The following is a 24,773-nucleotide window of genomic DNA, read 5'->3' as shown; positions in this document are numbered from 1 at the left end:
ATTTACACGCAAGGTTCAGATTTTCAAATCATTAAATTGACGATCTCTGCACCATTTACAGTACAGATATCAGCAAATTTGCTTAAATTAGCCACCTTATTTGAAATTCAGAATATGTGGTCAAAGTTAGGTAGTCTTATTATTAAATTCCGATTAATTCTTTTAATTGTAACAGGGGCAATTACAATCTTTATGGGCTACAAAGCCTCTAAAATTGAGATAACCTACGATTTTTTGAAAGTCGTTCCACAGAACGATGTGGATATGGTTTATTTCAATGAGTTTCGTGATATGTTTGGTGAAGATGGCAACATCATGGTTATTGGTGTACAGGATCCCAAACTTTTCAAACTGGAAACGTTCAACAAATTTTATGACCTGTGTTACGAAGTACAAAAGTCGGAAGGCGTAAACGATGCGATCTCATTGCCAACGATGAAGATGCTCATCAAAGATACACTGAATCAAAAATTGGATGTAAAACCTGTTTTTACAAGAAAACCGACTTCGCAACATGAACTTGATTCGATGATGCAGCTTGCCGGTGACCAGTTGTTTTATAAAGGGTTAGTTGTAAATCCCAATACCAATGCTGCCTTGATCGCAGTATCAATCGATGCAAAACAGTTGAATTCCAACAACAGACAAAAAATTGTTTCAAATATCTTAGATCTTACTGCAGAATTTAAAAAGCAAACAAATGTTGAAACGCACTTTGCAGGCTTACCATATGTGCGTACAATTATGGTGCGTGATGTGCAGGCAGAGTTTAAGTTTTTCCTTGTACTCTCGATCTTAGTTACTTCGTTAATTTTATATTTTTTCTTTAAAAATCTGTATGCAGTATTCTTCACCTTCCTGGTGATCATTGTAACTGTTGTATGGACAATGGGAACGATCGTATTACTTGACTACAAGATCACCTTGCTTACAGGAATGCTTCCGGCATTGATCATTGTGATCGGGATTCCGAATTGTATCTACATGTACAATAAATATCATCAGGAATACCGTAAGCATGGAAACAAAATAAAAGCGATCAGCAGAATTGTTCAGAAGATCGGCTTCCTAACATTCATGACAAACATGAATACTGCCGTTGGTTTCTTAGTATTGTACTTCACAGACATTATCATCATCAAAGAATTCGGTATGGTTGCCGGCTTGATCAGTGCTGCAACCTTTGTAATTACATTGGTAGTAATACCAACGATGTTGTGTTATCTGCCTGCTCCAAGCGACAAGCAGTTGAAACATTTGGATTTGCGTTTCTTAAGACGTGTAAACAACATGATACAGTATGTGGTGTTGCGTTACCGTTCAGTAGTATATATCGTTACGAGCTTATTGATCGCAATTTCTATTGTAGGTATTTATCGCATACAGGTTATATCCTACATGGTTGATGATCTTCCGAAGAGTAGTGGTGTTAAAGCAGATTTGGCCTTCTTTGAGCAGCATTTCAAAGGTGTAATGCCTCTGGAAATTGTAGTAGACTTAGGAAAGAAAAAGGGTATTCGTATTCCGGCAAACCTTAAAAAACTGGATGAACTGGAATCGTACTTAAAATCATTGAACAACGTTTCACCCCCACTTTCGGTATTGAATATTATTAAGGGCGCAAAGCAAGCCTACTACAGTGGTTTGCCGGACTTTTATGAGATACCAACCAAACAGGAAATGGGATATTTGTCGTCGTTCATGAAAACAAACGACAAAGGTGAAGATAAGCTGATGCGCTCTTTCGTTGACTCTACAGGTCAATATGTCCGTTTCACATGCAAAGTAGCGGATATCGGAACAGAAAAAATGGGGCAGCTGGTTGAAAACAACATCAGACCTAAAACGCTTGAGATCTTCCCTGATACAGCAACACAAAAAGTTCACATTACAGGCACTACGTTATTGTTCTTAAAAGGCAATCAATATCTGATCGACGATTTGTCTGAATCCTTAGTCTGGGCTTTTGCCTTGATTTCATTGATGATGGCATTCATCTTTACCAATCCGAAGATCATTCTTATTTCATTAATACCAAATATGATCCCAATCATAATGACTGCAGGTATCATGGGTTTATTCAACATCCCGCTGAAACCTAGTACTGCATTGATCTTTGGTATTTCGTTTGGGATTTCCATTGACAGTACTATTCACTATCTGAGTAAGTTCAAGCAGGAATTAAAACATTACAAAGGAAGTGTGATGCAAGCAGTTGTAAAGTCGTTAGAAGAAGAAGGTGTGAGTATGATCTATACATCCATCGTATTGTTCTGCGGCTTCCTGATATTTGCTTTCTCTGATTTTGGCGGAACAATTGCATTGGGAATTTTAACGTCCTTAACTTTGTTCTTTGCTATGTTCACAAACCTGATTGTATTGCCTGCATTGTTGTTAACATTCAGCAGCGGCGAAAAAATCAATTTGTACCCGATCATTAAAGACAGACACGAAAAAGTGCATACAGAAGATGACGATGTTGAAATCGATCTTCAACGTTTAGAAATTAAAACACCTAGAAACGACGAGAGCCGTGAAGTATAACGAAAAGAAAACAGAACTGTCTGAAGTTGGGAAAGAAGTACAACAGTTCTGGAACGATAAGAAAATTTTTGAAAAATCGGTAGATACACGAGAAGGTAAACCAACGTTTACGTTTTACGAAGGTCCGCCGTCTGCTAACGGTACGCCCGGCATACACCACGTAATGGGCCGTACGGTAAAAGATATTTTCTGCCGTTTTAAAACTATGCAGGGCTTTCAGGTAAAGCGCAAAGGCGGCTGGGACACGCACGGCTTGCCGGTTGAATTGCAGGTTGAAAAAGAACTTGGCATTACCAAAGATGATATCGGCAAAAAGATTTCTGTTGAAGAATACAATCTAAAGTGCCGTGAGTCTGTAATGAAATACAAATCAGAGTGGGATGATCTTACGGTGAAGATGGGCTATTGGGTTGATCTTGAAAAACCATACATCACATTCGAGAATAATTACATTGAATCGGTTTGGCATTTATTAAAAGAATTCCATACTAAAAACTTATTGTACAAGGGATATACCATACAGCCATATTCACCGGCTGCAGGTACAGGTTTAAGCTCACATGAATTAAATCAGCCGGGTACATATAAAGATGTTCGTGATACAAGTGCGGTTGCTCAGTTCAAACTGAAAGCAAATGCTAAGTTTGCAGACAATACCTATTTCCTTGCATGGACGACAACTCCATGGACACTTCCATCTAATAGCGCACTAGCGGTAGGAGAGAACATTGAATATGTATTGGTTTCAACATACAATCCATACACGTTTAAACCTGTTCAGGTTATTCTTGCAAAAGCATTGGTTGGAAAATATTTTTCTGAAAAAGCGAAAGAGCTTTCGTTGGAAGAATACAAAGAAGGCGACAAACTTATTCCATTCAAAATCCTTAGCAGTTATAATGGGAAAGATTTAGTTGGTATTGAATACGAACAATTGATGCCCTATTTGCAACCGGATACTCCGGCGTTCCGTGTGATTGCAGGTGACTTTGTGAGCACAGAAGATGGTACAGGTATCGTACACATTGCACCAACTTTTGGTGCAGACGATGCGCGCGTTGCAAAACAAGCAGGTATCCCTTCGATCGTAACAAAAGACGATCGCGGCAACGAATATCCATTGGTTGATAAACGCGGCCGTTTCACAAAAGAAGTTACGGACTTTGCTGGCGAGTATGTGAAAGAAGCATACTTAACAGATGAAGAAAAAGAAGTTGAACGCAAGAAACAAGGTAGAGATAAATACTTAAGTGTAGACGAACGTATTTCAATTAAATTGAAAGAAGCGAATCTCGCATTCAAAGTTGAAAAATACGAACACAGTTATCCGCATTGCTGGAGAACTGATAAGCCTGTATTATACTATCCACTGGATTCGTGGTTCATCAAAACAACAGCGAAGAAAGACAGATTAGTTGAATTAAATAAAACCATCAACTGGAAACCGGAATCTACCGGTACCGGTAGATTTGGCAATTGGCTTGAAAACTTAGTTGACTGGAATCTTTCGCGGTCTCGTTATTGGGGAACACCTCTTCCTATCTGGCGTACAGAAGATGGTTCAGAAGAAAAATGCATCGGTTCTATTGAAGAGTTACAAGCTGAAATTGCTAAAGCACAGAAAGCAGGAATTGAAACAGCTACAGATATTAAAGACTTGCACAGGCCATACGTTGACAACATTGTTTTGGTAAGTGATTCGGGCAAACCGATGAAACGCGAACTTGACCTGATCGATGTTTGGTTTGACTCTGGTGCTATGCCGTATGCGCAGTGGCACTATCCGTTCGAGAACAAAGAAATATTTAATAATAATTATCCGGCAGACTTCATTGCTGAAGGTGTGGATCAGACACGTGGCTGGTTCTTTACATTGCATGCAATCTCGGGAATGCTGTACGATAAAGTTGCATTCAAAAATGTAATTGCAAACGGATTGGTATTAGATAAGAACGGAAACAAAATGTCTAAACGTGTAGGCAATGTTGTGAACCCGTTTGAAACCATTGATAAATATGGTCCTGATGCTACGCGTTGGTATATGATCACCAATGCGCAACCGTGGGACAATCTTAAATTCAATTTAGATGGTATCACGGAAGTGCAGCGCCGTTTCTTTGGCACACTTCAGAATACCTATTCATTCTTTGCATTGTATGCGAACTTAGATAGTTTCACATTTACTGAAGCTGAAATTCCGTTAGCAGAACGTACAGAGAGTGACCGCTGGATTTTATCCAAACTTCAATCGTTGATCAAAGAAGTTGGTGATGCCTACAGCGATTACGAACCAACAAAAGCCGGACGATTGATACAGGATTTTGTTGTGGACGATGTGAGTAACTGGTACGTTCGTTTGAACAGAAAACGTTTCTGGAAAGGCGAATACAACCCGGACAAAACAGCTGCATATCAAACATTATATACATGTTTAGAAACAGTTGCAAAATTGGGTGCGCCAATTGCTCCGTTCTACATGGATAAATTATTCCGTGACTTAAATGAAGTAAGTAAGAAAAATACAGTTGAATCTGTACACCTTGCCGACTTCCCTAAGATTACCGAAGCGTATTTAGATCTTGAACTGGAAGAACGCATGAGCCTTGCTCAGCGTGTATCTTCCCTTGTACACTCAATCCGTAAAGCACAAACGATAAAAGTTCGTCAGCCGCTTTCACGTATTTTAATTCCGATTCTTCAGCCACGTTTGAAAGCACAGATTCAGGCAGTAGAAGATCTGATCAAAAATGAAGTGAATGTAAAATCAATTGAATACATTGAAGATACATCAGGTGTTGTTGTAAAAACAATCAAACCGAACTTCAAAAAATTAGGAAAAGAATACGGTGCAAAGCTGAAAGAGATCGGCAATGCAATTGCAGCATTAACGGCAGATGATATTACAGCTATTGAACGTACGAATGCGTTTGATCTGAAACTTGATGATGGAATACGTATTCCGATCACAGCGGAAGATGTTGAGATTCGTTCTCAGGATATACCGGGCTGGTCCGTAGCTTCAGAAGGAGGAATTACTGTTGCATTAGACATTACATTAAGCGATGAATTGCGTCAGGAAGGTATTGCACGGGATGTTGTGAATCGTGTTCAGAACATCCGTAAAGATATGGGCTTGGAAGTGCAGGATAAGATCCGCATCACTGTTCAGATTAGCGATGAGTTGATCAACAGTGCACTTCGTTCCAATCAGGAATATATTTGCACCGAGACGCAGGCGCTGTCATTAAACCTTGTTGAAAAATTGACAGGCGGAACTGAAGTTGAAATGGATGAGCAAACGCTGATCATGAAAATTGAAAAATAACGTTTTAGGTTTTAAGTTCTATGTTCTAAGAATTTCTATCTCTTAGCACCTTTTTCTTAAAACTTATAACTTAAAACTTATAACTTACACAATGCGCTATACCAAATATTTTCTTTTAACCATCTTGGTTATTTTAATTGATCAGGCAATTAAATTGTGGGTATTTAAAACGTTTCCGTTTGAAGGCTACGAACACCCTACAATCCGCATCGGCGACTGGTTCAAATTGCATTACATTACCAATGAAGGTATGGCCTTCGGTATTAAGATAGCAGGCAACTATGGCAAGCTCGTATTAAGCTTATTCCGTTTGGTTGCAATGGGAGCTATTGCTGCATACTTATATTATATGGCGAAAAAAGGTATGCACGAAGGATTTCTTTGGAGCATTGCATTGATTTTAGGCGGTGCAATGGGCAATGTTGTGGATAGCACATTTTATGGAGTATTTTTAGATATGCCAACGTACGATGCACCTATGTTGTGGTTCCACGGTCGTGTGATCGATATGTTTTATGTAGACATTTGTAATTGCCAGCTTCCTGAATGGCTACCAGGCAAACTTGGCGGCAGCTATTATCCGCTGTGGCCGATCTTTAACTTTGCAGATGCAACAATTTTTATTGGTGTAGCAATGATATTGATCTTTCAGAAAAAATATTTTCCGGAAAAAGAACATAAGACAGAACAACCTGTAGTAAGTCAGGATAATGTATAATTAAAATAAATCAGAATATTGAACAGATGCCTTTATGGCATCTTATTTGATTATACATTGCAAAGAAGTCCTGCATCTAAATGTCATTATTTCAAGTATCTATAGCCTATTAATAAAAAAATTTGGCTTTTATGCTTTAAACTGGTATTTTTTGGGACTGAAACTACTCATATTTTAACACTAAAAAACAGATCATGAAAAAAATCATTTTACCAATCGCGTTCATTTTTGCAACAGTACTTTTTTCAAATGCACAAAACTCAACTTCTATTAAACCAATCATGGAAGAAGGATTAGAGTTCGTTAAAGAAATTGAAAAAAAATATGAAGGCAAAGCAATCATTACAAAAGCAGAATTTGACTTTGCATTAAATGACAATTACACAATCCTTGATTTGTCTGGTACATTAACGTATGTATTTGCAGGTTTGGGTGATTCAAACATTGAAGATATTTCTTTAGTGGTTTACAAAAATGAAAATGGCACATGGGTGAAAGTATCTCAAGACAGCGAATANAAAAAATCAGCTGTTGTGTCTTACACTCCTCCAGCTAGCGGTGAATATGCAGTAGACATAGTAGTAAACAAATACAAAAATCCGGATGCTATCGGTCACGTTGCATTGTTTGTATTAGCAACGAAGTAATTCGTTTTACATCAATAAATAAAAAATCCCTTCCGGATATCCGGAAGGGATTTTTTATTAGTCCTTTTTCTAAAGAAATCAGATCTTAGTATAAACGAACAATGCATCAACCTGCCTTAATACACCATTTTTTGTAAGAGAGGTATTATAAATATTATGCAGTTCAAATCCGTTTGTTCGCAAGAGCAGCAAAATCTCATCAAACTTTTTTTGATTTTCATAAGTAGGCAATGTTAAGATTTCCATATAGATCATTTTAATCTTTCCTGCTTTAATACTTTGCAACGCACCTTCAATTACTAAATACTCTGTCCCTTGTGTATCGATCTTTAAAACATCAACATGTGAAATGTTATTTGAAGCTATAAAAGCATCAACGGTAGTTACAGGTACTTTTATTTTATGAATCGTATCTAATAGATCAACATCCCAAACAGCAGCACCTTCTTTGTGTGTAGGCAAAATGGAATTGGTAGCAGAAGATTGATTGCTATGAAATTCTACCTCACCGGTAATATTGCTTAATGCTGTATTGAATGTCTTTATATTACCGAATGGCTTTACCGTATTTGTTAAGGCAGTATAGGATTCGCCAAAAGGTTCGAAAGAAAATATCTGAGGTGTATCAAATAATTTCGTATAAGCCAATGCCGTTTGCCCGTGGTGGGCACCTACATCAAATATTGTTACAGATTTTTGTCCCGCTAAAATCTTCTTCTGATCTTCAAAAGCATCGGGCGGAGAAACTATGTATTTTGTTGACGTAATTTCAAATCCAATCAGATGGAATATTTTTTTAATGATCTTTTTCATCTTAATAACTATAAATTAATTCAGTTTAAAAAAATGAAGTGCACCAACTCGTCCGCTGTTGATGAGCGACTGTACTATTTCTGGATCGAGTTTTCGAACCCGAGGTGAAAGATTTAAATTGTCTATGCTGATTGTTCTTTTAGTTACATTGGCATATGCTAGCTCAGGATTTGGCTTGTCAACAAGAGTAAAATAGAGTGCTGAATAAAATTGTGTTATTTTTTTAATTTGTACGGGGGCAACACCCGAATTTTGCACACTGTATTTTATTTGATCGGAATGTTCCAAAAGTATACCTAATGTTGCAGGGTTTGTATAAAACACATTTATAGAATCGAATCCGGCACTGTATTTTGTTGAGTCAAACATGTGAATCGGATAATTGGATAAAACGCCACCGTCTACCATTACATGAATGGTTTTATTTTGCTCTGTTTTAGAACAAACCTTACCGGAATCATCTATCAAAATAGGTTTGTAATAGAATGGAATTGACATTGAAATACGTACCGCATCGCGAATACTCATGTTAGGATAATGCTCATAAGAAAAAATGCGCAAGCATTGATACGTTAAATCTGTACCGGTTATATACAAATCTTTATATCCCTTTTGAGTTTTATTTGCATGAAGCTCTGCAAATGTAGTAGAAGGAGAGCCTGTTTTTTTAGCAATCAGTTCTCCAATCCATGTAGCAAAAGCATCTCCTTTATACCAGCCAAATTGTTTATGCATTCTTCTGGATCCGCCGATAACAGACCAGCCGCCATCAGTAAATTTTTTGAGCGGAATGGTTTCAGCAATTACTTTCATTTCAGAAGGTGTATAACCTACTGCCAGTAATGCAGCTTGAATAGCACCTGCAGAGCTTCCTCCAACCCGTTCAATAGAATCTAATATATGTAAGCTGTCTAATACTTCATAGGTTCCTATATATGCAAAGCCTCTAATTCCGCCACCTTCCAGTACAATATTTTTGTAATTGGTTTGTGCAGTAGTTTTAATACTTGCAGTAATCAATAGCAAGATGCACAATACTAAATGCAGATTAACTTTATGTTTCATATATACTGTTTAACGAATGAGAGAACAAGCATTAAGCTTTCCGAAATAGGCGTTCAACCTTTAACTTATTCTGCTCCACTCTTTACTATTCTTACTTTTTGATTCCATATAATTACGCAGCATACGATTCTCCGGCTTTAACAGATCGGAATCGCTATCGAGCAGATCCATAGCAGCCTGACGGCTTACCTGTAGTGTATGAGAATCCTGTACCAGATCAGCAAGACGTAAATCAAGTACACCACTCTGCTGTGTGCCTGCCAGATCTCCCGGTCCGCGCAGCTTTAAATCAACATCTGCAATTTCAAAACCATTGGTTGTACGCACCATGGTTTCGATACGCGTTTTGCTGTTCGTAGATAATTTATGACTGGTCATTAAAACACAATAGGATTGATCTGCACCGCGTCCAACACGTCCACGCAACTGATGCAGCTGCGACAAGCCAAAACGTTCTGCATTCTCAATAACCATTACACTTGCATTCGGTACGTTTACGCCAACTTCAATAACCGTTGTCGCAACCATGATTTTTGTTTCGCCTTTTACAAAACGCTGCATTTCAAAATCTTTATCTGCAGGTTTCATGCGCCCGTGTAAAATACCAACAGGAAATTCAGGAAATGCACGGTTGATACTTTCAAAGCCGTCCATCAGATCTTTCAGATCAAGCTTTTCATTTTCTTCTATTAATGGATATACAATATAAACTTGTCGGCCTTCTAAAATTTGTTTGCGAATAAATCCAAAGACAAGCAAACGATCTTTGTCGTATTTATGTGAAGTGGAAATAGGTTTTCTACCCGCCGGCATTTGATCGATCACAGAAATATCTAAGTCGCCATACAGTGTCATTGCAAGCGTCCGCGGAATAGGTGTCGCTGTCATAACTAAAATGTGAGGAGGTATGTCGACATTTTTCTTCCACAGCTTAGCACGCTGTGCTACACCAAAGCGGTGCTGTTCATCAATGATACACATGCCTAATGATTTGAACTGAACAACATCTTCAAGTATGGCATGTGTGCCAATTAAGATATTCAGTGAGCCATCCAACAAATCTCGATGAATAACATCACGTTCTTTTTTCTTGGAAGAACCTGTAAGTTTGGCTACGGTCAATCCAACTTTTGCTGCCAGTTCTTTTAAACCTTCGTAATGCTGTGCGGCCAGAATTTCTGTAGGGGCGATCAAACAAGCCTGATGACCATTGTCGATTGCCATGATCATACATAAGAAACCCACAATGGTTTTCCCACTTCCTACATCACCTTGTAGCAGCCTGTTCATCTGCTTTCCCGAACAGACATCCTTATATATTTCTTTTATAACACGCTTTTGTGCATCTGTAAGATCAAACGGAAGATGTTCTTTATAAAAAACATTTAAGGTTGGAATGTGATTAAACACAAATCCTTTATAATGAATTTTTCTATAGGTACGCTGATGCAGCAATTTGATCTGAATTAAAAAAAGCTCTTCAAACTTTAATCGTGCAGTAGCTTTTTCTAATGCGGCTGCATTTGGTGGAATGTGGATCCATTCCATTGCCTGTGCCCGTGAGATCAGTTTGAATTGATCAATGATTGCCGCAGGCAATATTTCCGGAAGGCGTGTAGCAGCTTCTTTGACAACACGTTCAATGATTTTTGAAAGTGCTTTGCTGTCTATGCTTCGGCCTTTTAATTTCTCTGTTACATTGTATACGGCCTGCAAACCTTTCTGAGCATGTTCCTCAGAATAGACTTCCATTTCCGGATGTACTACATTCAGTTTACGTCCGTAGAGATTGGGCTTCCCGAAAACAACGTAAATGGTATTGGGAAGAATATTTTTTTCGATCCATGCACCGCCCTGAAACCATACCAATTCCAAAATACCTGTATCGTCCTGCACATAAGCAATAAGACGTTTCTTTGGTCCGACACCCTGACTCGAAATTCCGGTTATGCGTCCACGCACTTGAACGTACGGCAAGTCTTCATGTATGTCTTTAATGGCATAGATCTTACTGCGGTCTTCGTGACGGAAAGGGAAGTAGTAAAGTAAATCTTCAAATGTAAAAATGCGCAATTCGGTATTCAGCAACGCAGCTTTCTGCGGACCGATACCTTTCAGAAATTCTATTTTAGTTTCTAAAATATTTGACATGCGCTTAAAACTGAAACAGCTAGCTGCGTTGGAATTATTTTAACAAAAAGAATATAATTGCAAACAGCAAAGCTGGAAGAAAAGTTATGTATAACCCAATTCTACTTAATTTTTTAGTAGAAAAATAGGTCCATGCTGTTGCAATAAATCCAATTGCCGTTGTAATAACCATTACAGGGAATAGTAAGTAAGTGAATGCAGACCAATTCATAGAGTTATTTAAACTTCAATGTCTCTATCAAATGCAGCACATCCTCTTTCATATAATTGATAACAGGCGCCAGCGAATCATTTTTTGTAGAAGTCCGGAAATATACAGCACCACGAAGAAAATGCGATGTAGAATCTGTTACATGAAACTGGATTTGACTTGGCACATCGCCACTTAACTCAAACACTTTCACAGCATAACCATTTGGATTGGAGATGACCAATTCGTCAATCGCATATGCTTTCACATTGTGTTTGTTTGCCAATGTATGTGAATCGCGGATGTATTCATCCAATAGCTTTGGATCATTTTTCGGATTCTTATACGTGATCTGAATATTTGCTTTGTATTCGGGATAATAAATATCGATCCAGTAGGGCTCTGCAGTTTTGCTTGTGTCGGGTTTGATCTGAGCTATACTGGAATATTCAAAGGTGTATGGGTATACACCTTTCAGTGTATCGTAGCTATGCTTAGGCAGATCAATTTTATTATATCCTTTTGGTTTAGGCTGAAAAGTTGTTTCTTCATTGCTGCAGCTAACTGCAACAAATAACAATAACGAACAGAATAGTGAAACGGCAAATAAATTATTCTTCATTTTCAGGTACAGTTACTTTTACACGTAAAATACGTTTGTTATTTACAGCATCAATTTTAAAAATATAATCGGCATAAGTAATTTCGTCGCCTAACTTTGGCATATCTGAATTGATGTTTAACAGCAAGCCTCCAAGTGTTTCACTTTCACCTTTTATCTCTGAAAAAACATCGTGATCCAATTCAATTGCTTTATAGAAATCTACCAGTGACATTTTCCCTTCAACCAGATAACTTGTATCGCTTAGCTTTGCAAATTGTTTTACATCGTCATCGTATTCATCGTGTATATCACCTACAATTTCTTCGATAACATCTTCCATTGTGATCAAACCTGCTGTACCACCGTATTCATCCACGACAATTGCCATGTGCAAATGTTTCAGCTGGAATTCACGCAACAGTTCTTCGATCAGTTTTGTTTCAGGAATAAACTCAACAGAACGAATTAATTTTTGCCAGTTAAAATCTTTGTCTTTGTTATAGAACGGAAAAAGATCTTTGATATTTAATACGCCTTCAATTTTATCAGCCGATTCTTTGTAAACAGGAATTCGGGAAAAGCCGCATGTACTGATGTACTGCTGTAGTTCCTGGTAATTCAGCGCAATGTCAACCGCAGCCATGTCCATACGCGGACACATGATCTGTTTCACCATAATGTTGCCAAACTTCACCAGTCCGCGAAGCATTTCTTTTTCTTCGCGCGTACTCAGTTTACCTTTAGCAGATTCCAGTTCACGTTCCAATTTTTCAATGTACTCACGTTGGCTATCTGTAATTTCAGTTAGGCCAAATACTTTGCGTAAGTATTTTGAAAATGAATCTGACGACTTTTTATTCTGTTTACCCCCTTCGGACATAAAACGTTAATGGCTTAATTTTAATTTAAAATAAGAAAGCCTGTTGCAAGTATATAAACTCGCAACAGGCTTTATGAATTGCCTATGCATGAACTATAGAAATTATAAGGTCTATAGTGAATGAATAAATGGGGTAAGGATCAGCGGATCGTTCCACGAACAATTCTTTTAGTGAAACATTAGAACGGTAAATCATCTGCACCACTTGTCTGTGGTTCAAATGAGCCTGCGCTTTCCATTGCTGGAGCAGCAGAAGATGAAGACGACGAACCGGAAGAAGAAGCTGAAGAATCCGAAGAACCTTTTGTTCCCAACATGGTCATTGTATCACCAATAATTTCAGTGATGTATTTTTTCACACCATCTTTGTCATCGTACGAACGCGTACGGATTTTTCCTTCAACATAAATTTGACTTCCTTTTCTAAGGTAACGTTCAATTACGTCTGCAATCGGGCCCCAAAATACAATGTTGTGCCATTCAGTCTGGTCAACACGTTCGCCGCTTTTGTTTTTGTAAGATTCTGTCGTTGCTAGGGAAAAACTTGCAACTTTTCTGTCGGTGCCTACTGCACGCACTTCAGGATCTTTACCAAGATTCCCTACTAAAATGACTTTGTTAATTCCTGCCATGGGTGTGATACATTAAAACTTTTAAAATAGCTGTATTGAAAAATATTTATTACTTAAAGGTAGCTAAAATTTGTGAGCCTTCAAATACTTAGTAATCAAAACGGGCTTCGGTGTAGCCGTTATTTCTCTTATGTTAACCTCTTCAAGCGCGTACTCTTTTTTAATCGCAGCAAATTGCTTTTTAGTTACTTCAACAGAATAGAATGTTGCATGTAAGATTTGATGACTTAAAATGTGTTTGTAGGGCCCATATTCTGCCTGAATATTTTTCTCAGGAATGAGTGGTACAATTTTCAGAATTCCTGAAAAGGAAGTCTTCTTTTTTGTTTCAAATAATAGAAACTCAAACAATCCTTGCCAGATGTCATTGCTACCGCGTTCTTTCATTAAAACTTCATCACCGCAACGCACCATAAAATAATTAAAGAAACGTTCTTGCTTCGCTTTAGCTTTGGTTTTAATGGGAAGTATTTTTTGATCGCCGGCAGCATTTGCAACACAGGATCGGGCAAATGGACAGGTGCTGCAGTTGGGATTGGCCGGAGTACAATGCATTGCGCCAAACTCCATAATAGCCTGGTTATAGATATCAGGTAGTTTTTGAGGAACTAGTTTTTGAGCCAATTCAGCAATTACCTTTTTGGTAGTGTTTAAGGTGATGTCTTCATAAATGCCAAAGATTCGTGTTAATACACGGTATACATTGCCATCCACAACCGCTACCTGTTCTTTGAAGGCAAAGGAAGCAATTGCTGCGGCAGTATATGGACCCACGCCTTTTAACTTCAATAAATTGATATAGGTATCCGGAAAAGAACCGGCATAATCTGATACAACAAGCTGAGCTGTTTTATGGAGATTTCGGGCTCTGGAATAATAACCCAGACCTTGCCAAAGAGATAAAATTTGTTTTTCACTGGCATTGGCCAAGTCATTTACCGTTGGAAAATGCTTTAAAAAGGAAAAATAATAAGGCAATCCTTGTTGAACCCGGGTCTGTTGTAAAATAATTTCAGAGAGCCAGATCGGATATGGATCTACCGTTTCGCGCCAGGGAAGCTCTCTTTTATTTCTTAAATACCAATTTATCAGCTCTTTAGAGAACTTTTTTTCAATGCCAGATGTTACCAAGATGAAAGTGTTTTGCTTAACCGCTTATGTTACACAAAATTATGTAGGATTAATTAAGTAAATATATTTTTTATTAACGAATTAGTAGCCTAAATTTGTAAGCTATTTTTGAACGTATTAAGTATCATATAATTAATAAATATAGAGTAATGACGAAGGCAGACGTAATTAACGAAATCGCAGAAAAGACAGGAATCGACAAAGCTGATGTAACAACAACAGTAGAAGCGTTCTTTAAGGTTGTCAAAGACTCTATGTCTGAAGGACACAACATCTACGTAAGAGGTTTCGGTAGTTTTATCAACAAAAAACGCGCACGCAAAGTAGCACGTAACATTTCTAAAAACACAGCTATCATCATTGATGAGCACTACATTCCAAGCTTTAAGCCAGCTAAGGTTTTCGTTGAGAAAATCAAATCAAGCAAAAAAGTGAAGGTAATGGCTGAAAAATTCATTGGTGCTGACGAAGAAGTTGACTAGTTCCAGCATTATTTGACGAAATAAAATAAGTTGAGCCTGTATGTTCATGCAGGCTCTTTCTTTTCTTCCAGAATATGCAAAAAAAGCAAATAATCGCCATTTTAGCAGCAGCAGTTGGGATTGGAATTGTTTTCAGCCTACCTAAGGTATTGGTTGACAATGAAAAAGAAGCTGTAAAAGGTGCAGAAGAAACAGTATCAGCAAGTGATTCAAAATCGGAAGCAGGAAAGTTGATGGCTGAAAAGCATACACACAAACCTTCCAACGACGAACAAAAAAAGATACAGGATTTCACAAAGAAGTATTATTCCATTTCGGATAAAGAAAAAAAGCGTATCTTTGCAGACTCTATTGTAAAGTATTATACTCAATTTCACCAATACGACAGCGTAGCTAAATATTCAGGGGAAATTGTGTTACTGCAACCAACAGAGAAAAATTTGGTTTCTGCGGGAGATGCATACATGCAAGCATCAGATTTGGTTTCTGAAAATGACAAATCTACTTACATGGACAAATCCAGATTTTATTATCAAAAGGCCTTAGATCTTAATGCTAAGAACTTAGATACAAAATCAAAATTAGCCATGACGTACGTTACTACGTCTACTCCAATGAAAGGCATTGCTCTTTTAAGAGAAGTGGTTAAAGAGGATCCGGCAAACCAGACAGCAATATTTAATTTGGGATACTTATCTATGCAGTCAGGCCAATACGCCAAGGCGGTAGATAGATTCGAAGAACTGATTAAAGTGAATCCGGCACATGCTTCCGGAACATTTTATCTGGGCTTAAGTTATCTGGAGTTAGGAAATAAAAGCAAAGCGAATCAATATTTCACGAAAGCAAAAGGATTGGATAGTGATCCGGAGTTTCAGGCGATTATTGACAGCTATTTAAAAGAGTCTAATTAATAATATTATACATTTAAACGATTACAATTATGCCTTGCGGTAAAAAAAGAAAAAGACACAAGATTGCTACTCACAAAAGAAAAAAACGTCTAAGAAAAAATAGACATAAGAAGAAGTAATAGCTTCTTATAGAATCTTTTAAAATAAGGCTGGTTTCTCTCAGATTCCAGCTTATTTGTATTTTAGTACCTTTTACAATTAAAAAACAACGAGTTGAGCAACGAATTATTTATAAGTTCGTCTCAAAATGGAGATCGCATAGCCTTGATCAATGATAAAAGGCTTGTTGAATACCAGTTTGAGGATCATGCCCGTAAATTTAATGTTGGTGATATCTATTTAGGTACGGTACGCAAAGTCGTACCTGGACTGAATGCAGCTTTCATAGATGTTGGGTATGAGAAGGATGCTTTTTTGCATTATTTTGATCTTGGTCCGAAGATTAAATCCCTGAGCAAGTTTACAAAAAATGCAATTACCTCAGCGTCCACACCCGCCTTACTCAAAAAGTTTGAGTTAGAGCCGGAAATAAAAAAAGATGGTAAAGTAAGTCAGGTACTGGATAAAGGAACCCAGATTTTAGTTCAGGTTGTTAAAGAACCGATCTCAACGAAGGGGCCAAGGCTTTCATGCGAAATTTCTCTTGCTGGCCGCTATTTAGTTTTAGTACCTTTCTCTAATGTAGTTTCTGTTTCCAAAAAAATTACTGATAAAGAAGAACGCCAGCGTCTGGTACGTTTGATCTCTTCTATTCGACCTGAAAACTTTGGCGTAATCATTCGCACAGTTGCATCGAATAAAGAAGTAGCCGAACTTGACAAAGATCTTCGAAACTTAGTAAAGACTTGGGAAGATGGTATTGCTATTCTTAAGAAAGCAAGACCGAGAGATTTAATTATTGGTGAACTGGATCGCACCTCTTCAATCTTAAGAGATATGTTGAACGAAAGTTTTGACAGTATCAATGTAGATTCGAAAGAGTTGTATGATGATCTTCGTTCATACATAAAAAACATTGCTCCTGACAAGGAACGTCTGGTAAAACTACACCAGGGCAAAACCAAAATGTTTGAAGCTACAGGAGTTGAAAAACAACTGAAGACCTTATTTGGCAAGTCTGTAAGTTTATCCGGCGGCGGTTATTTGATTATTGAACACACGGAAGCGTTACATGTTATTGACGTAAACAGTGGAAACAAATCGAATAACGAAACCAGTCAGGAAGAAACAGCATTGCACACCAATCTTGAGTCATGCCGTGAAATAGCACGTCAATTAAGGCTTAGAGATATGGGAGGTATTATTGTTGTGGATTTTATCGATATGAAAAATCTCGATAACCGCAAAGTAATATACGAACGCATGAAGTTGGAAATGAAAGACGATCGTTCTAAGAACGTGATTCTTCCATTAACAAAATTCGGCTTGATGCAGATTACCAGAGAACGTGTACGTCCTCAAACGAACCTTATTACTATGGAGGTTTGTCCGACTTGTAGTGGTACAGGTAAGATCAGCGCAAGCATTGCAATTACAGATCAGATAGAGCATAAGCTGGATTATATCATTACAAAGCAGAATGAGAAAAACATTACGCTGGTATTGCATCCATACATTTATGCGTATTTCACAACAGGCGCTATTTCTAAAAGAACAAAATGGTTCTTTAAATATTTCCGTTGGGTGAAGTTGCGCACAGATTCATCATTGGGTTTAACAGAGTTTAAATTCTTAGATGAAGTTTCTCAAAATATTGATATGGAAAGCGAAGCAACATTAGAGGATTACAGAAACGAAGAGTATATCACTTCAGAAAAATAATCTTTATGTTTTAATGAATATAAAAATCCCGTCTCGATTACTATCGGGACGGGATTTTTATTTAGTAAGAACTTTTTTATAAAAGATCTCGACGGTCGATGATGAATACCGATTTTAAAAATACGTTTATTTTTTCATTTGATTGGAGGTCGCTCCTTATCGCCTTTGCAGCACTTTCATGCATATGGCCATTACAGTTTATTTCACACGTACACTTTACGGAAGCATTTACATCCGTAGATGCCTCATGGATGCTGACGTTAAGCAAGGCATGGGAACAACAAAAAGTCTGGGGAAATGAAATTGTATTTACATATGGACCGCTCTCATTTTTATCTACGCGGGTTTTAATGGATGGTTCGATATGGCCGCTGATTCTGTTCGATGTATATTTTGCTGCTTCTTTTTTGTTTATCATTTATAAAGTAACAAAAAATTCATTTACCTGGAGAAGAGCGGCAGTTATTGTTCTCACATGTTTTTTATATAAACAGGCGATGTTGTTATCGTTGGTGTTTACGCTGCAATTGATCGCCATCTTATATCTGAATCAATATCGAAAGGGAAGAAATTTAATTTACATTCTTCAGGCAATCCTTATTACCACACTCATCTTTTACATCAAACTGAACTTGGCCTTTGCAGCCATTCTAATTTTCATCATCTATATTTTTTATCTGAAAGCACTGGATTGTATCTCATGGAAGTATGTTGTGACCAGTATTATTACACTGCTTGTAGTCATCCAATTTAGCTCCTTAGCACTTCCGGTGAATCTGTACGCGTATGTGGTAAGCGGCATTGAACTGATTGTTTCCTATAACGATGCCGTATACATATACCCGGATACATTTTTTGAAAAAACGCTTTCCGGAAGTATTGTTGCCATATGTATTTTCATTGCTTTTTACATTCTGAAAGAATTGCGAAATACTTTTTTGCAGCAAAAAATTATCTATTCAATCTTCCTGCTACTTCTTTTCATATTATTTAAACAATCTTATGTGCGTGCAGATGTAGAGCATCTGAAAGATTTTTTCTACTGCGCGCCTGCATGCATCTTGATCTTTGTGTATGTAAGCAATTTTAAAACAGAGTATATGTACTTACCTTTAACAATATTATGGATAGTAAGTCTAAGTCTTATATTCTTCTTTAAGGATTACTTATTTCCGGTTAAAAAGATCTTAGCTTTTCCTGCATACCTGTATTCATCAATCTATCAGCCGAACTATTATAAACAACAGCATCTACGAAAACTACCTTTGCATGTAACAGAAGCAATAGGAAAAGGCACAGTAGATATTATACCCTGGGAAAGTTCAGCAATTATTTTGAATAAATTGAATTACAATCCACGGCCTGTTATTCAGAGTTATCAGGCGTACAATGAAACGTTGGACAAGATCAACGAACAATATTATTTGTCGGATGCAGCACCTGATTTTGTTTTATACAGCATCAATAGTATAGACCATCATTATCATTTCTTTGATGACACCTATTTGAAGAAAGCATTGTATAAACGTTACTACAACATTGACACATTTACATGTGAAAAAGAACAGATGATCTTATTCAAAAAAAGCAATATCAGACAGCAAAAAGAATTCAGAAAGGTTGCTTCGGGTAAGATTGACATCAACGATTCTATAGTTGTTCCTGAATCAAATTATCCGCTGATGATCAGAATAAAATTGGAGTATAGTTTAGTTGGAAATATTCAAAAAGTTGTATCAAGAGCACCGTATTCAGAAATTGAAATGAGATTAGAGGACTCTTCATCGGTGGGCTTTCAGGCTGCAACGTCCATATTGGCAGGAGGTGTATTTATTGATAGATATATTGAAAATAGAGATGCCGCTGCCGCATATTTTTGCAGCGAACATTATTTTTCAGCAATGAAAAAAATAAAGCTGATCAAAATACATATTGATAATCAGATCAGATGGATTGAAGAATTGGAATATGAATGGTATGAATTAAGATAGAAATAAAAAAGTCCCCCGATCACTATCGGAGGACTTTTTTATAAATAGTATCTGTTACACTTAGAATGTAACGCCTACTTCAAGACCAACCAGGTCATTGTTGTATTTCGCTGCATCTTTCCATTTGTTTGAAGTACCTGGTATTGAAGACCCGTCAAGCAGATTCACTAAACCACGGTTGTAGTAAAAACCTCCAAACAATGCGTTGCTTTCACCGATTTTGTATGATACACCCGCACCCATGTATAAAGAAATATCAAATACGCTGTATTTATTATCATAGCTTGATGGCGTTGAAGGTGATGATTCTTTAAATTTTTCATAGAAGTTAAACGTCGCCAGACCACCTAGTTGAAAATACAATTTCATGTTTGTTGCAATTTCATTTGTATAGGCTTTGAATGTAATAGGTATTTGCATAGACTGAAGGCTCACAACCTCTTTGTATGAAACACCTGGTGCTGTTGCAGACAAGCCTGCTCTGCTGCTTAAATACCACGCACCTGTTGAAAATGCATAGTTGTCGCCAAACTTAAAATCTATAGTAGGTCCGAATGCAAAACGCACCCCGGAGCCATTATTTGAAAACTCATAACCGTCGGCACTGTTCAGATCTTTTACACGATTAATACTGAATGCAGGAGAAACCCGCAAACCTAATGTTACCTGACTATACCCTGTAAAAGCTAAAATGCTGAATAAAAAAAGAAGCGATATTTTTTTCATAGATTTGTCGTTATGTATTTGGATTAAATGTGAATTAAAAATATGAAATTTTGGATAGCGATACTATTGACTGCAATATTATTTTCATGCAAAGAAGATAAACCCGTTTCTAATATTATTCAAAAGCAGGTTATAAAGCCTGAAGAAGCCGACGAAGTGGTAGTTTCCGCAGATATTGTACGCTTGGATAAAGATTTACTTGCTATAACTTCTGAAGAAGACATGGCGCGCATATTAACATTAAATCCAGTATTCTTTAAGCAGTATCTGAGAGGTATTGCGAAGACGCCAAAGCCGGACGATATAAAACGAATGTTTGCCTATTACAACAATCCGGGTTTAAAAAACTTTGGGAAAGAAGTTGAAGCAAGCTGGGGCGATATGAAGCAATTCAAAAGTGATCTTGCATCTACGTTCCGTTTGATGGAGTATTATATAAAGGATTTTAAAGAGCCCAAAATATACACTATTTACTCAGGTCTAATGGAGCCGGATATGTCTTTTTCTGATTCAGCAATCGTTGTTTGTCTGGATTGGTACTTGGGACCTAAAGCTTCATTCAAACCAAATTTGTATGAGTACATGCTTGGCAGATATGACAAGCCATACTTGTTGCCAATGATCGCATTGGGTATTTCAACCAAATTCAATAAAAATAATACGGCTGATGAAACACTTTTAGCCGAAATGATCTATTATGGAAAGGCACATTATTTTGTTGAACGTGTAATGCCTGACTTAGAAGATTCACTAAACATTGGTTATAGCACTAAAGAATTAAAAGCGATTGATGCAAATCTCCCGGTGATATGGGGGCATTTTATTGACCGTAAAATTCTGTTTGAAACAAGTCGTAAAATTGTTGAACAATATACAGGCGAAGGTCCGTTTGTAAATGAGATCAGCAACGATTGTCCGGGGCGTATCGGCAGATGGCTGGGCTGGCAGATTGTACGTAAATACATGAATGAACATCCGGAAGTAACATTGCAGCAATTGATGGATGAAAAAGATGCAGGAAAAATATTTAAAGAGTCAGGTTATAAACCGCCGCTAAAGAAAAAATAATATTACAATTCAGAGAGTATTTTTTTAACCAGAATTTCTTTCGAATAAACATTTTCAGCAACTCGTCTTGCTTTGCTCTGTGAAGCAAGCAGACGAGTTTTGTCAGTTATATACGATTCAATTTTTTCTACAAACATAGATGGATCTAATGGATCAGCATAGAATCCAATCTCTTCCTGTTCGACCACCTCTCTTAGCCATCCTGAAGTATTAACAATAACAAGCTTTCCGGCCGCTAGGGTATCAAAAAATTTATTCGGACTGTTGGTTTCTAAAATAGGTTTTGAATCAAAAGAAATGTAAACGGCATCACTTACATTTAGCAATTGTTTAACGCCCTCTTTATTGCTGTAAGGCAAAAATTGAACCGTTGCAGAATCTATGTTTTTAAGATTTGATTTAATTTTTTCCAAATCAGGACCTTTAGCTTGAATTAGAAAGACAATATTTTTTTTAGTATGAATTGTACAATACTGAATAATATCTGCGAGATAGATTAAGTTGTTGGATAGTCCTGCGCTTCCTATATAACTTACAACAAATTTATTTTTTACATGGAAGGCATCTTCTAATACGGGTTTCTTTTCTTCAAATTGAAAAAAGGAACAATCGGACATATTGGGAACAACAACAACATTTTTATTCGGACATATACGCTGAATGCCCTCTTTCATACCAGGTGAAAGTGCTATGATCTTATCTGCGTGAGTATATATTTTTTTCTCAAGTGCATAAAGTAAATTTTTGATCATCGTATTTTTAATTGCGCCCATTTGTATGGGTGCTTCCGGCCAAAGATCACGTACTTCAAAAATGTATGAAATAGATTTTTTTCGTTTTAATAAATATGCAACAATGCCAACTGTAATAGGAGTTGAGGTTGCATAACACAAATCTATAGTTGATATTTTAAGAGAGGCGTCTAATGCCTGTCGTACAAAAGATAAAAATGAAAAACTTCTGCGGAAAAAACCAAAACTGCTGTCGTATGCTACAGGCAAATAATGTACCGTAATGCCATCAATTATTTTTACAACAGTATCCGGATGATTGTGTGAAGTAACGACAACAACTTCATGGCCCGCATCAACCATGCCTTTTGCAATGTACCACGAACGTATTGCACCGCCTTCGGAGGGCGTTTTAAAATATTGATGAATATAGAGTATTTTCATTAAAACTCTTTTTCGTACCAATTCATGAGCAATAGTACCGACCATAGTTCGGATGAACAGTCGCGTGTATTGCTTAAATGCAAATCAATAAGTTTGTTGATCGTTGTAAAGGGAACCCATTCGTAGATGGGGTGATTTTTATTTCGCAGTTGCGTTATGAAATTTGCGTTGCTTGGCTTTTTGATCCAATATCCAAAGGGCATACCAAATCCTTCTTTTGGTCTGCTTAAAAATTCTTCGCCATTGTTTTTCTTCAGCACTTCTTTTAACATCCATTTTCTTCCATTTTTAAGAAGAACCGATGGATTGATACCTTCAACAAACATGCGCAACTCCTTGTCCAGATAGGGTACACGTGCCTCAATAGAAGATCGCATCGTCATCTTATCGGTGAGCGCTAGTATATCAGATATTAAATATTTTGAACGGTCGTTTCGGAGGCAATAATTTAAATAATAGGAAATGTCTTCGTACGATTTTTCTTCATCGACTTCTTCAGAAGGGGCATTGCGTTCGATAAAATATTCAGAAGAAGAAAAATTGAGACATGTTTGAATTGGGTCAACGTCTAATAAGCCTGTAAATTTATTCCAAAGACGAAATACTTTTTTCAATGAATGATTACCGCCATCCGGAAGAATATTATAGGTGCCTTTAATTAATTTAATCGCAACGTCTTTATGAAGTAAATGATTTAGATAATTGTTGTAGGCATGATGTCTGTTATACCCTGCAAACAGTTCGTCTGCACCTGCACCATTCAATGCTACCTTGATGTGTTTTTTTGCATCTTCAGAAATAATGTGCGTTAAAAACAATGCTGAGTCGCCAATGGGCTGATCAATTGTTTTCACAAATTCAGGCAGCTGTTGCAACATATCGGCATGCACCATTACTTCATGATGTTCAGACTGAAATTTCTTCGCAGCCATCCGGGCATAGGTGATGTCATTTGTACCAAATGCTTTTTCTTCCATTGAGTTTGCAATGGTAAACGTTGGAAAATGCTTGTGACCTAAAGAATGAATTTTTGATAACAGCAATGTTGAATCAATACCTCCACTTAAATACAATCCTACAGGAACATCTGCCACAAGTTGGCGCGCAACAGATTTACCCAATAACTGATCGCAGGTATGTACAAGCGTTTCATCGTTTAATGTTTTCGTATCAAATGCAACAGGCCTTTCATAACGTTTGATCTTGAAATCATGGGCTTCAATTTTTATATAAGAAGCCTCATTCAATTCAAATATATTTTTATAAAACGTAAAAGGTTTGGGTACATATTTGAATTGCAAATAGTGTTTTACCTGCGTTCCATTAAATTCTTTTTTAACTAAACCACTTGCCAGTATGCCTTTGATCTCTGAAGAAGCAATAAAATAATCTTCATCATTATAGTAGTATACAGGCTTTATACCGCTTGGGTCGCGGGCTATGATGAGACTATGCTGTTGACGATCATAGAAGGCAAACGCAAACATACCGTTCAACTCATTGAGACCTGGCAATCCCTGTTCGATCATCCAGTGCAACAGAACTTCCGTATCCGATTCGGTTTGCCATTCGTCAACCGTAATGCGCTTCTTTAATTCTTTGTAATTATAAATAGCTCCGTTAAACGTTAGTGAGAAACGTTTATCTGCAGAATGAAAAGGTTGATTGGAATGCACATTGCGATCGACAATTTCCAAACGGTTATTGCCGATAAAAATTTGCTGCCCCTTAAATTGAAATGCAACAAAATCACTATTATCTGGCCCTCTATATAAAGTGGCAAGATTCATAGCTTTAATAGGGCCGCTGGTTAATTTGCCCTTCTTATCGATTATTATGTTAATTCCGCACAAAACTCACTTGAAATTTAATATGATGAAGTTACGATTAATTTTA

General features: G+C 37.2%; 18 protein-coding genes. 8 read left to right on the top strand and 10 right to left on the bottom strand.

The features are described from left to right. The first annotated feature begins 114 nt into the window (after positions 1-114). From A3EE_RS0101350 to A3EE_RS0101340, 3 genes are all read left to right on the top strand, one after another. The gene (locus A3EE_RS0101350; RefSeq protein WP_026209528.1) at positions 115-2,544 is read left to right on the top strand and encodes an efflux RND transporter permease subunit; all 2,430 of its coding nucleotides are present in this window, start codon (positions 115-117) and stop codon (positions 2,542-2,544) included. After that, positions 2,534-5,869 carry an isoleucine--tRNA ligase gene (ileS, locus tag A3EE_RS0101345; RefSeq protein WP_018341623.1) on the top strand — a complete coding sequence of 1,112 codons (3,336 nt, stop codon included), beginning with the start codon at positions 2,534-2,536 and terminating at the stop codon, positions 5,867-5,869. Before A3EE_RS0101350 ends, ileS begins: the two co-directional genes overlap by 11 nt. Positions 5,870-5,960: 91 nt before the next feature. Beyond that, positions 5,961-6,587: a lipoprotein signal peptidase gene (locus tag A3EE_RS0101340; protein WP_018341622.1), complete on the top strand. Its 627-nt coding sequence runs from the start codon at positions 5,961-5,963 to the stop codon at positions 6,585-6,587. Positions 6,588-7,312: 725 nt separating this feature from the next. Here A3EE_RS0101340 and A3EE_RS0101330 read toward each other — a convergent pair. From A3EE_RS0101330 to mutY, 7 genes are all read right to left on the bottom strand, one after another. Then, positions 7,313-8,047: an FkbM family methyltransferase gene (locus A3EE_RS0101330; RefSeq protein ID WP_018341620.1), complete on the bottom strand. Its 735-nt coding sequence runs from the start codon at positions 8,045-8,047 to the stop codon at positions 7,313-7,315. Positions 8,048-8,062: 15 nt separating this feature from the next. Then, positions 8,063-9,112, bottom strand: coding sequence for a patatin-like phospholipase family protein (locus A3EE_RS21110; RefSeq protein ID WP_018341619.1), 1,050 nt, complete (start codon positions 9,110-9,112; stop codon positions 8,063-8,065). Positions 9,113-9,172: 60 nt separating this feature from the next. Continuing rightward, complete coding sequence (gene recG / locus A3EE_RS0101320) at positions 9,173-11,263, bottom strand: ATP-dependent DNA helicase RecG (RefSeq protein ID WP_018341618.1); 2,091 nt, start codon at positions 11,261-11,263, stop codon at positions 9,173-9,175. A 215-nt stretch (positions 11,264-11,478) separates the two neighbouring features. Further along, positions 11,479-12,075, bottom strand: coding sequence for a gliding motility lipoprotein GldD (gldD, locus tag A3EE_RS0101310; protein ID WP_018341616.1), 597 nt, complete (start codon positions 12,073-12,075; stop codon positions 11,479-11,481). Then, positions 12,065-12,937 (bottom strand): transporter associated domain-containing protein, encoded by an 873-nt coding sequence (locus tag A3EE_RS0101305; RefSeq protein ID WP_018341615.1) that lies wholly within the window; start codon positions 12,935-12,937, stop codon positions 12,065-12,067. The genes gldD and A3EE_RS0101305 overlap by 11 nt, the downstream gene beginning before the upstream one ends. A gap of 179 nt (positions 12,938-13,116) precedes the next feature. Continuing rightward, positions 13,117-13,569: a single-stranded DNA-binding protein gene (locus tag A3EE_RS0101300; protein WP_018341614.1), complete on the bottom strand. Its 453-nt coding sequence runs from the start codon at positions 13,567-13,569 to the stop codon at positions 13,117-13,119. A 63-nt stretch (positions 13,570-13,632) separates the two neighbouring features. Beyond that, positions 13,633-14,700 carry an A/G-specific adenine glycosylase gene (gene mutY / locus A3EE_RS0101295; RefSeq protein WP_018341613.1) on the bottom strand — a complete coding sequence of 356 codons (1,068 nt, stop codon included), beginning with the start codon at positions 14,698-14,700 and terminating at the stop codon, positions 13,633-13,635. A gap of 149 nt (positions 14,701-14,849) precedes the next feature. Between mutY and A3EE_RS0101290 the strand changes: the two genes are divergently transcribed. From A3EE_RS0101290 to A3EE_RS0101275, 4 genes are all read left to right on the top strand, one after another. Beyond that, positions 14,850-15,182 carry an HU family DNA-binding protein gene (locus A3EE_RS0101290; protein WP_018341612.1) on the top strand — a complete coding sequence of 111 codons (333 nt, stop codon included), beginning with the start codon at positions 14,850-14,852 and terminating at the stop codon, positions 15,180-15,182. Between the two features lie 74 nt (positions 15,183-15,256). Next, complete coding sequence (locus tag A3EE_RS0101285; RefSeq protein ID WP_018341611.1) at positions 15,257-16,096, top strand: tetratricopeptide repeat protein; 840 nt, start codon at positions 15,257-15,259, stop codon at positions 16,094-16,096. A 213-nt stretch (positions 16,097-16,309) separates the two neighbouring features. Then, positions 16,310-17,917 carry an Rne/Rng family ribonuclease gene (locus A3EE_RS0101280; RefSeq protein WP_018341610.1) on the top strand — a complete coding sequence of 536 codons (1,608 nt, stop codon included), beginning with the start codon at positions 16,310-16,312 and terminating at the stop codon, positions 17,915-17,917. Positions 17,918-18,015: 98 nt separating this feature from the next. Continuing rightward, a complete protein-coding gene (locus A3EE_RS0101275; protein WP_033417392.1) occupies positions 18,016-19,908 on the top strand; it encodes a hypothetical protein in 1,893 nt (630 codons plus the stop codon). Positions 19,909-19,968: 60 nt separating this feature from the next. On the opposite strand, the gene A3EE_RS0101270 is transcribed toward A3EE_RS0101275, so the two are convergent. Continuing rightward, entirely contained in the window at positions 19,969-20,634 is a 666-nt protein-coding gene (locus tag A3EE_RS0101270; protein ID WP_018341608.1) for a porin family protein, read from the bottom strand. Positions 20,635-20,676: 42 nt separating this feature from the next. On the opposite strand from A3EE_RS0101270, the gene gldB reads away from it, so the two are divergent. After that, entirely contained in the window at positions 20,677-21,702 is a 1,026-nt protein-coding gene (gldB, locus tag A3EE_RS0101265) for a gliding motility lipoprotein GldB (RefSeq protein ID WP_018341607.1), read from the top strand. Between the two features lie 2 nt (positions 21,703-21,704). Here gldB and A3EE_RS0101260 read toward each other — a convergent pair whose 3' ends face one another. Both A3EE_RS0101260 and asnB read right to left on the bottom strand, forming a co-directional pair. Next, positions 21,705-22,877, bottom strand: a complete 1,173-nt coding sequence (locus tag A3EE_RS0101260; protein ID WP_026209527.1) for a glycosyltransferase family 4 protein — start codon at positions 22,875-22,877, stop codon at positions 21,705-21,707. Then, on the bottom strand, positions 22,877-24,730 hold the full coding sequence (asnB, locus tag A3EE_RS0101255; RefSeq protein ID WP_018341605.1) for an asparagine synthase (glutamine-hydrolyzing): 1,854 nt from the start codon (positions 24,728-24,730) through the stop codon (positions 22,877-22,879). Before asnB ends, A3EE_RS0101260 begins: the two co-directional genes overlap by 1 nt. Between the last annotated feature and the right edge of the window lie 43 nt (positions 24,731-24,773).

This window comes from Cytophaga aurantiaca DSM 3654, assembly GCF_000379725.1.
Classification (GTDB): Bacteria; Bacteroidota; Bacteroidia; order Cytophagales; family Cytophagaceae; genus Cytophaga; species Cytophaga aurantiaca.
Note: the sequence above shows the minus strand (reverse complement) of the source record. Positions and strands in the feature narration are given on the sequence as shown.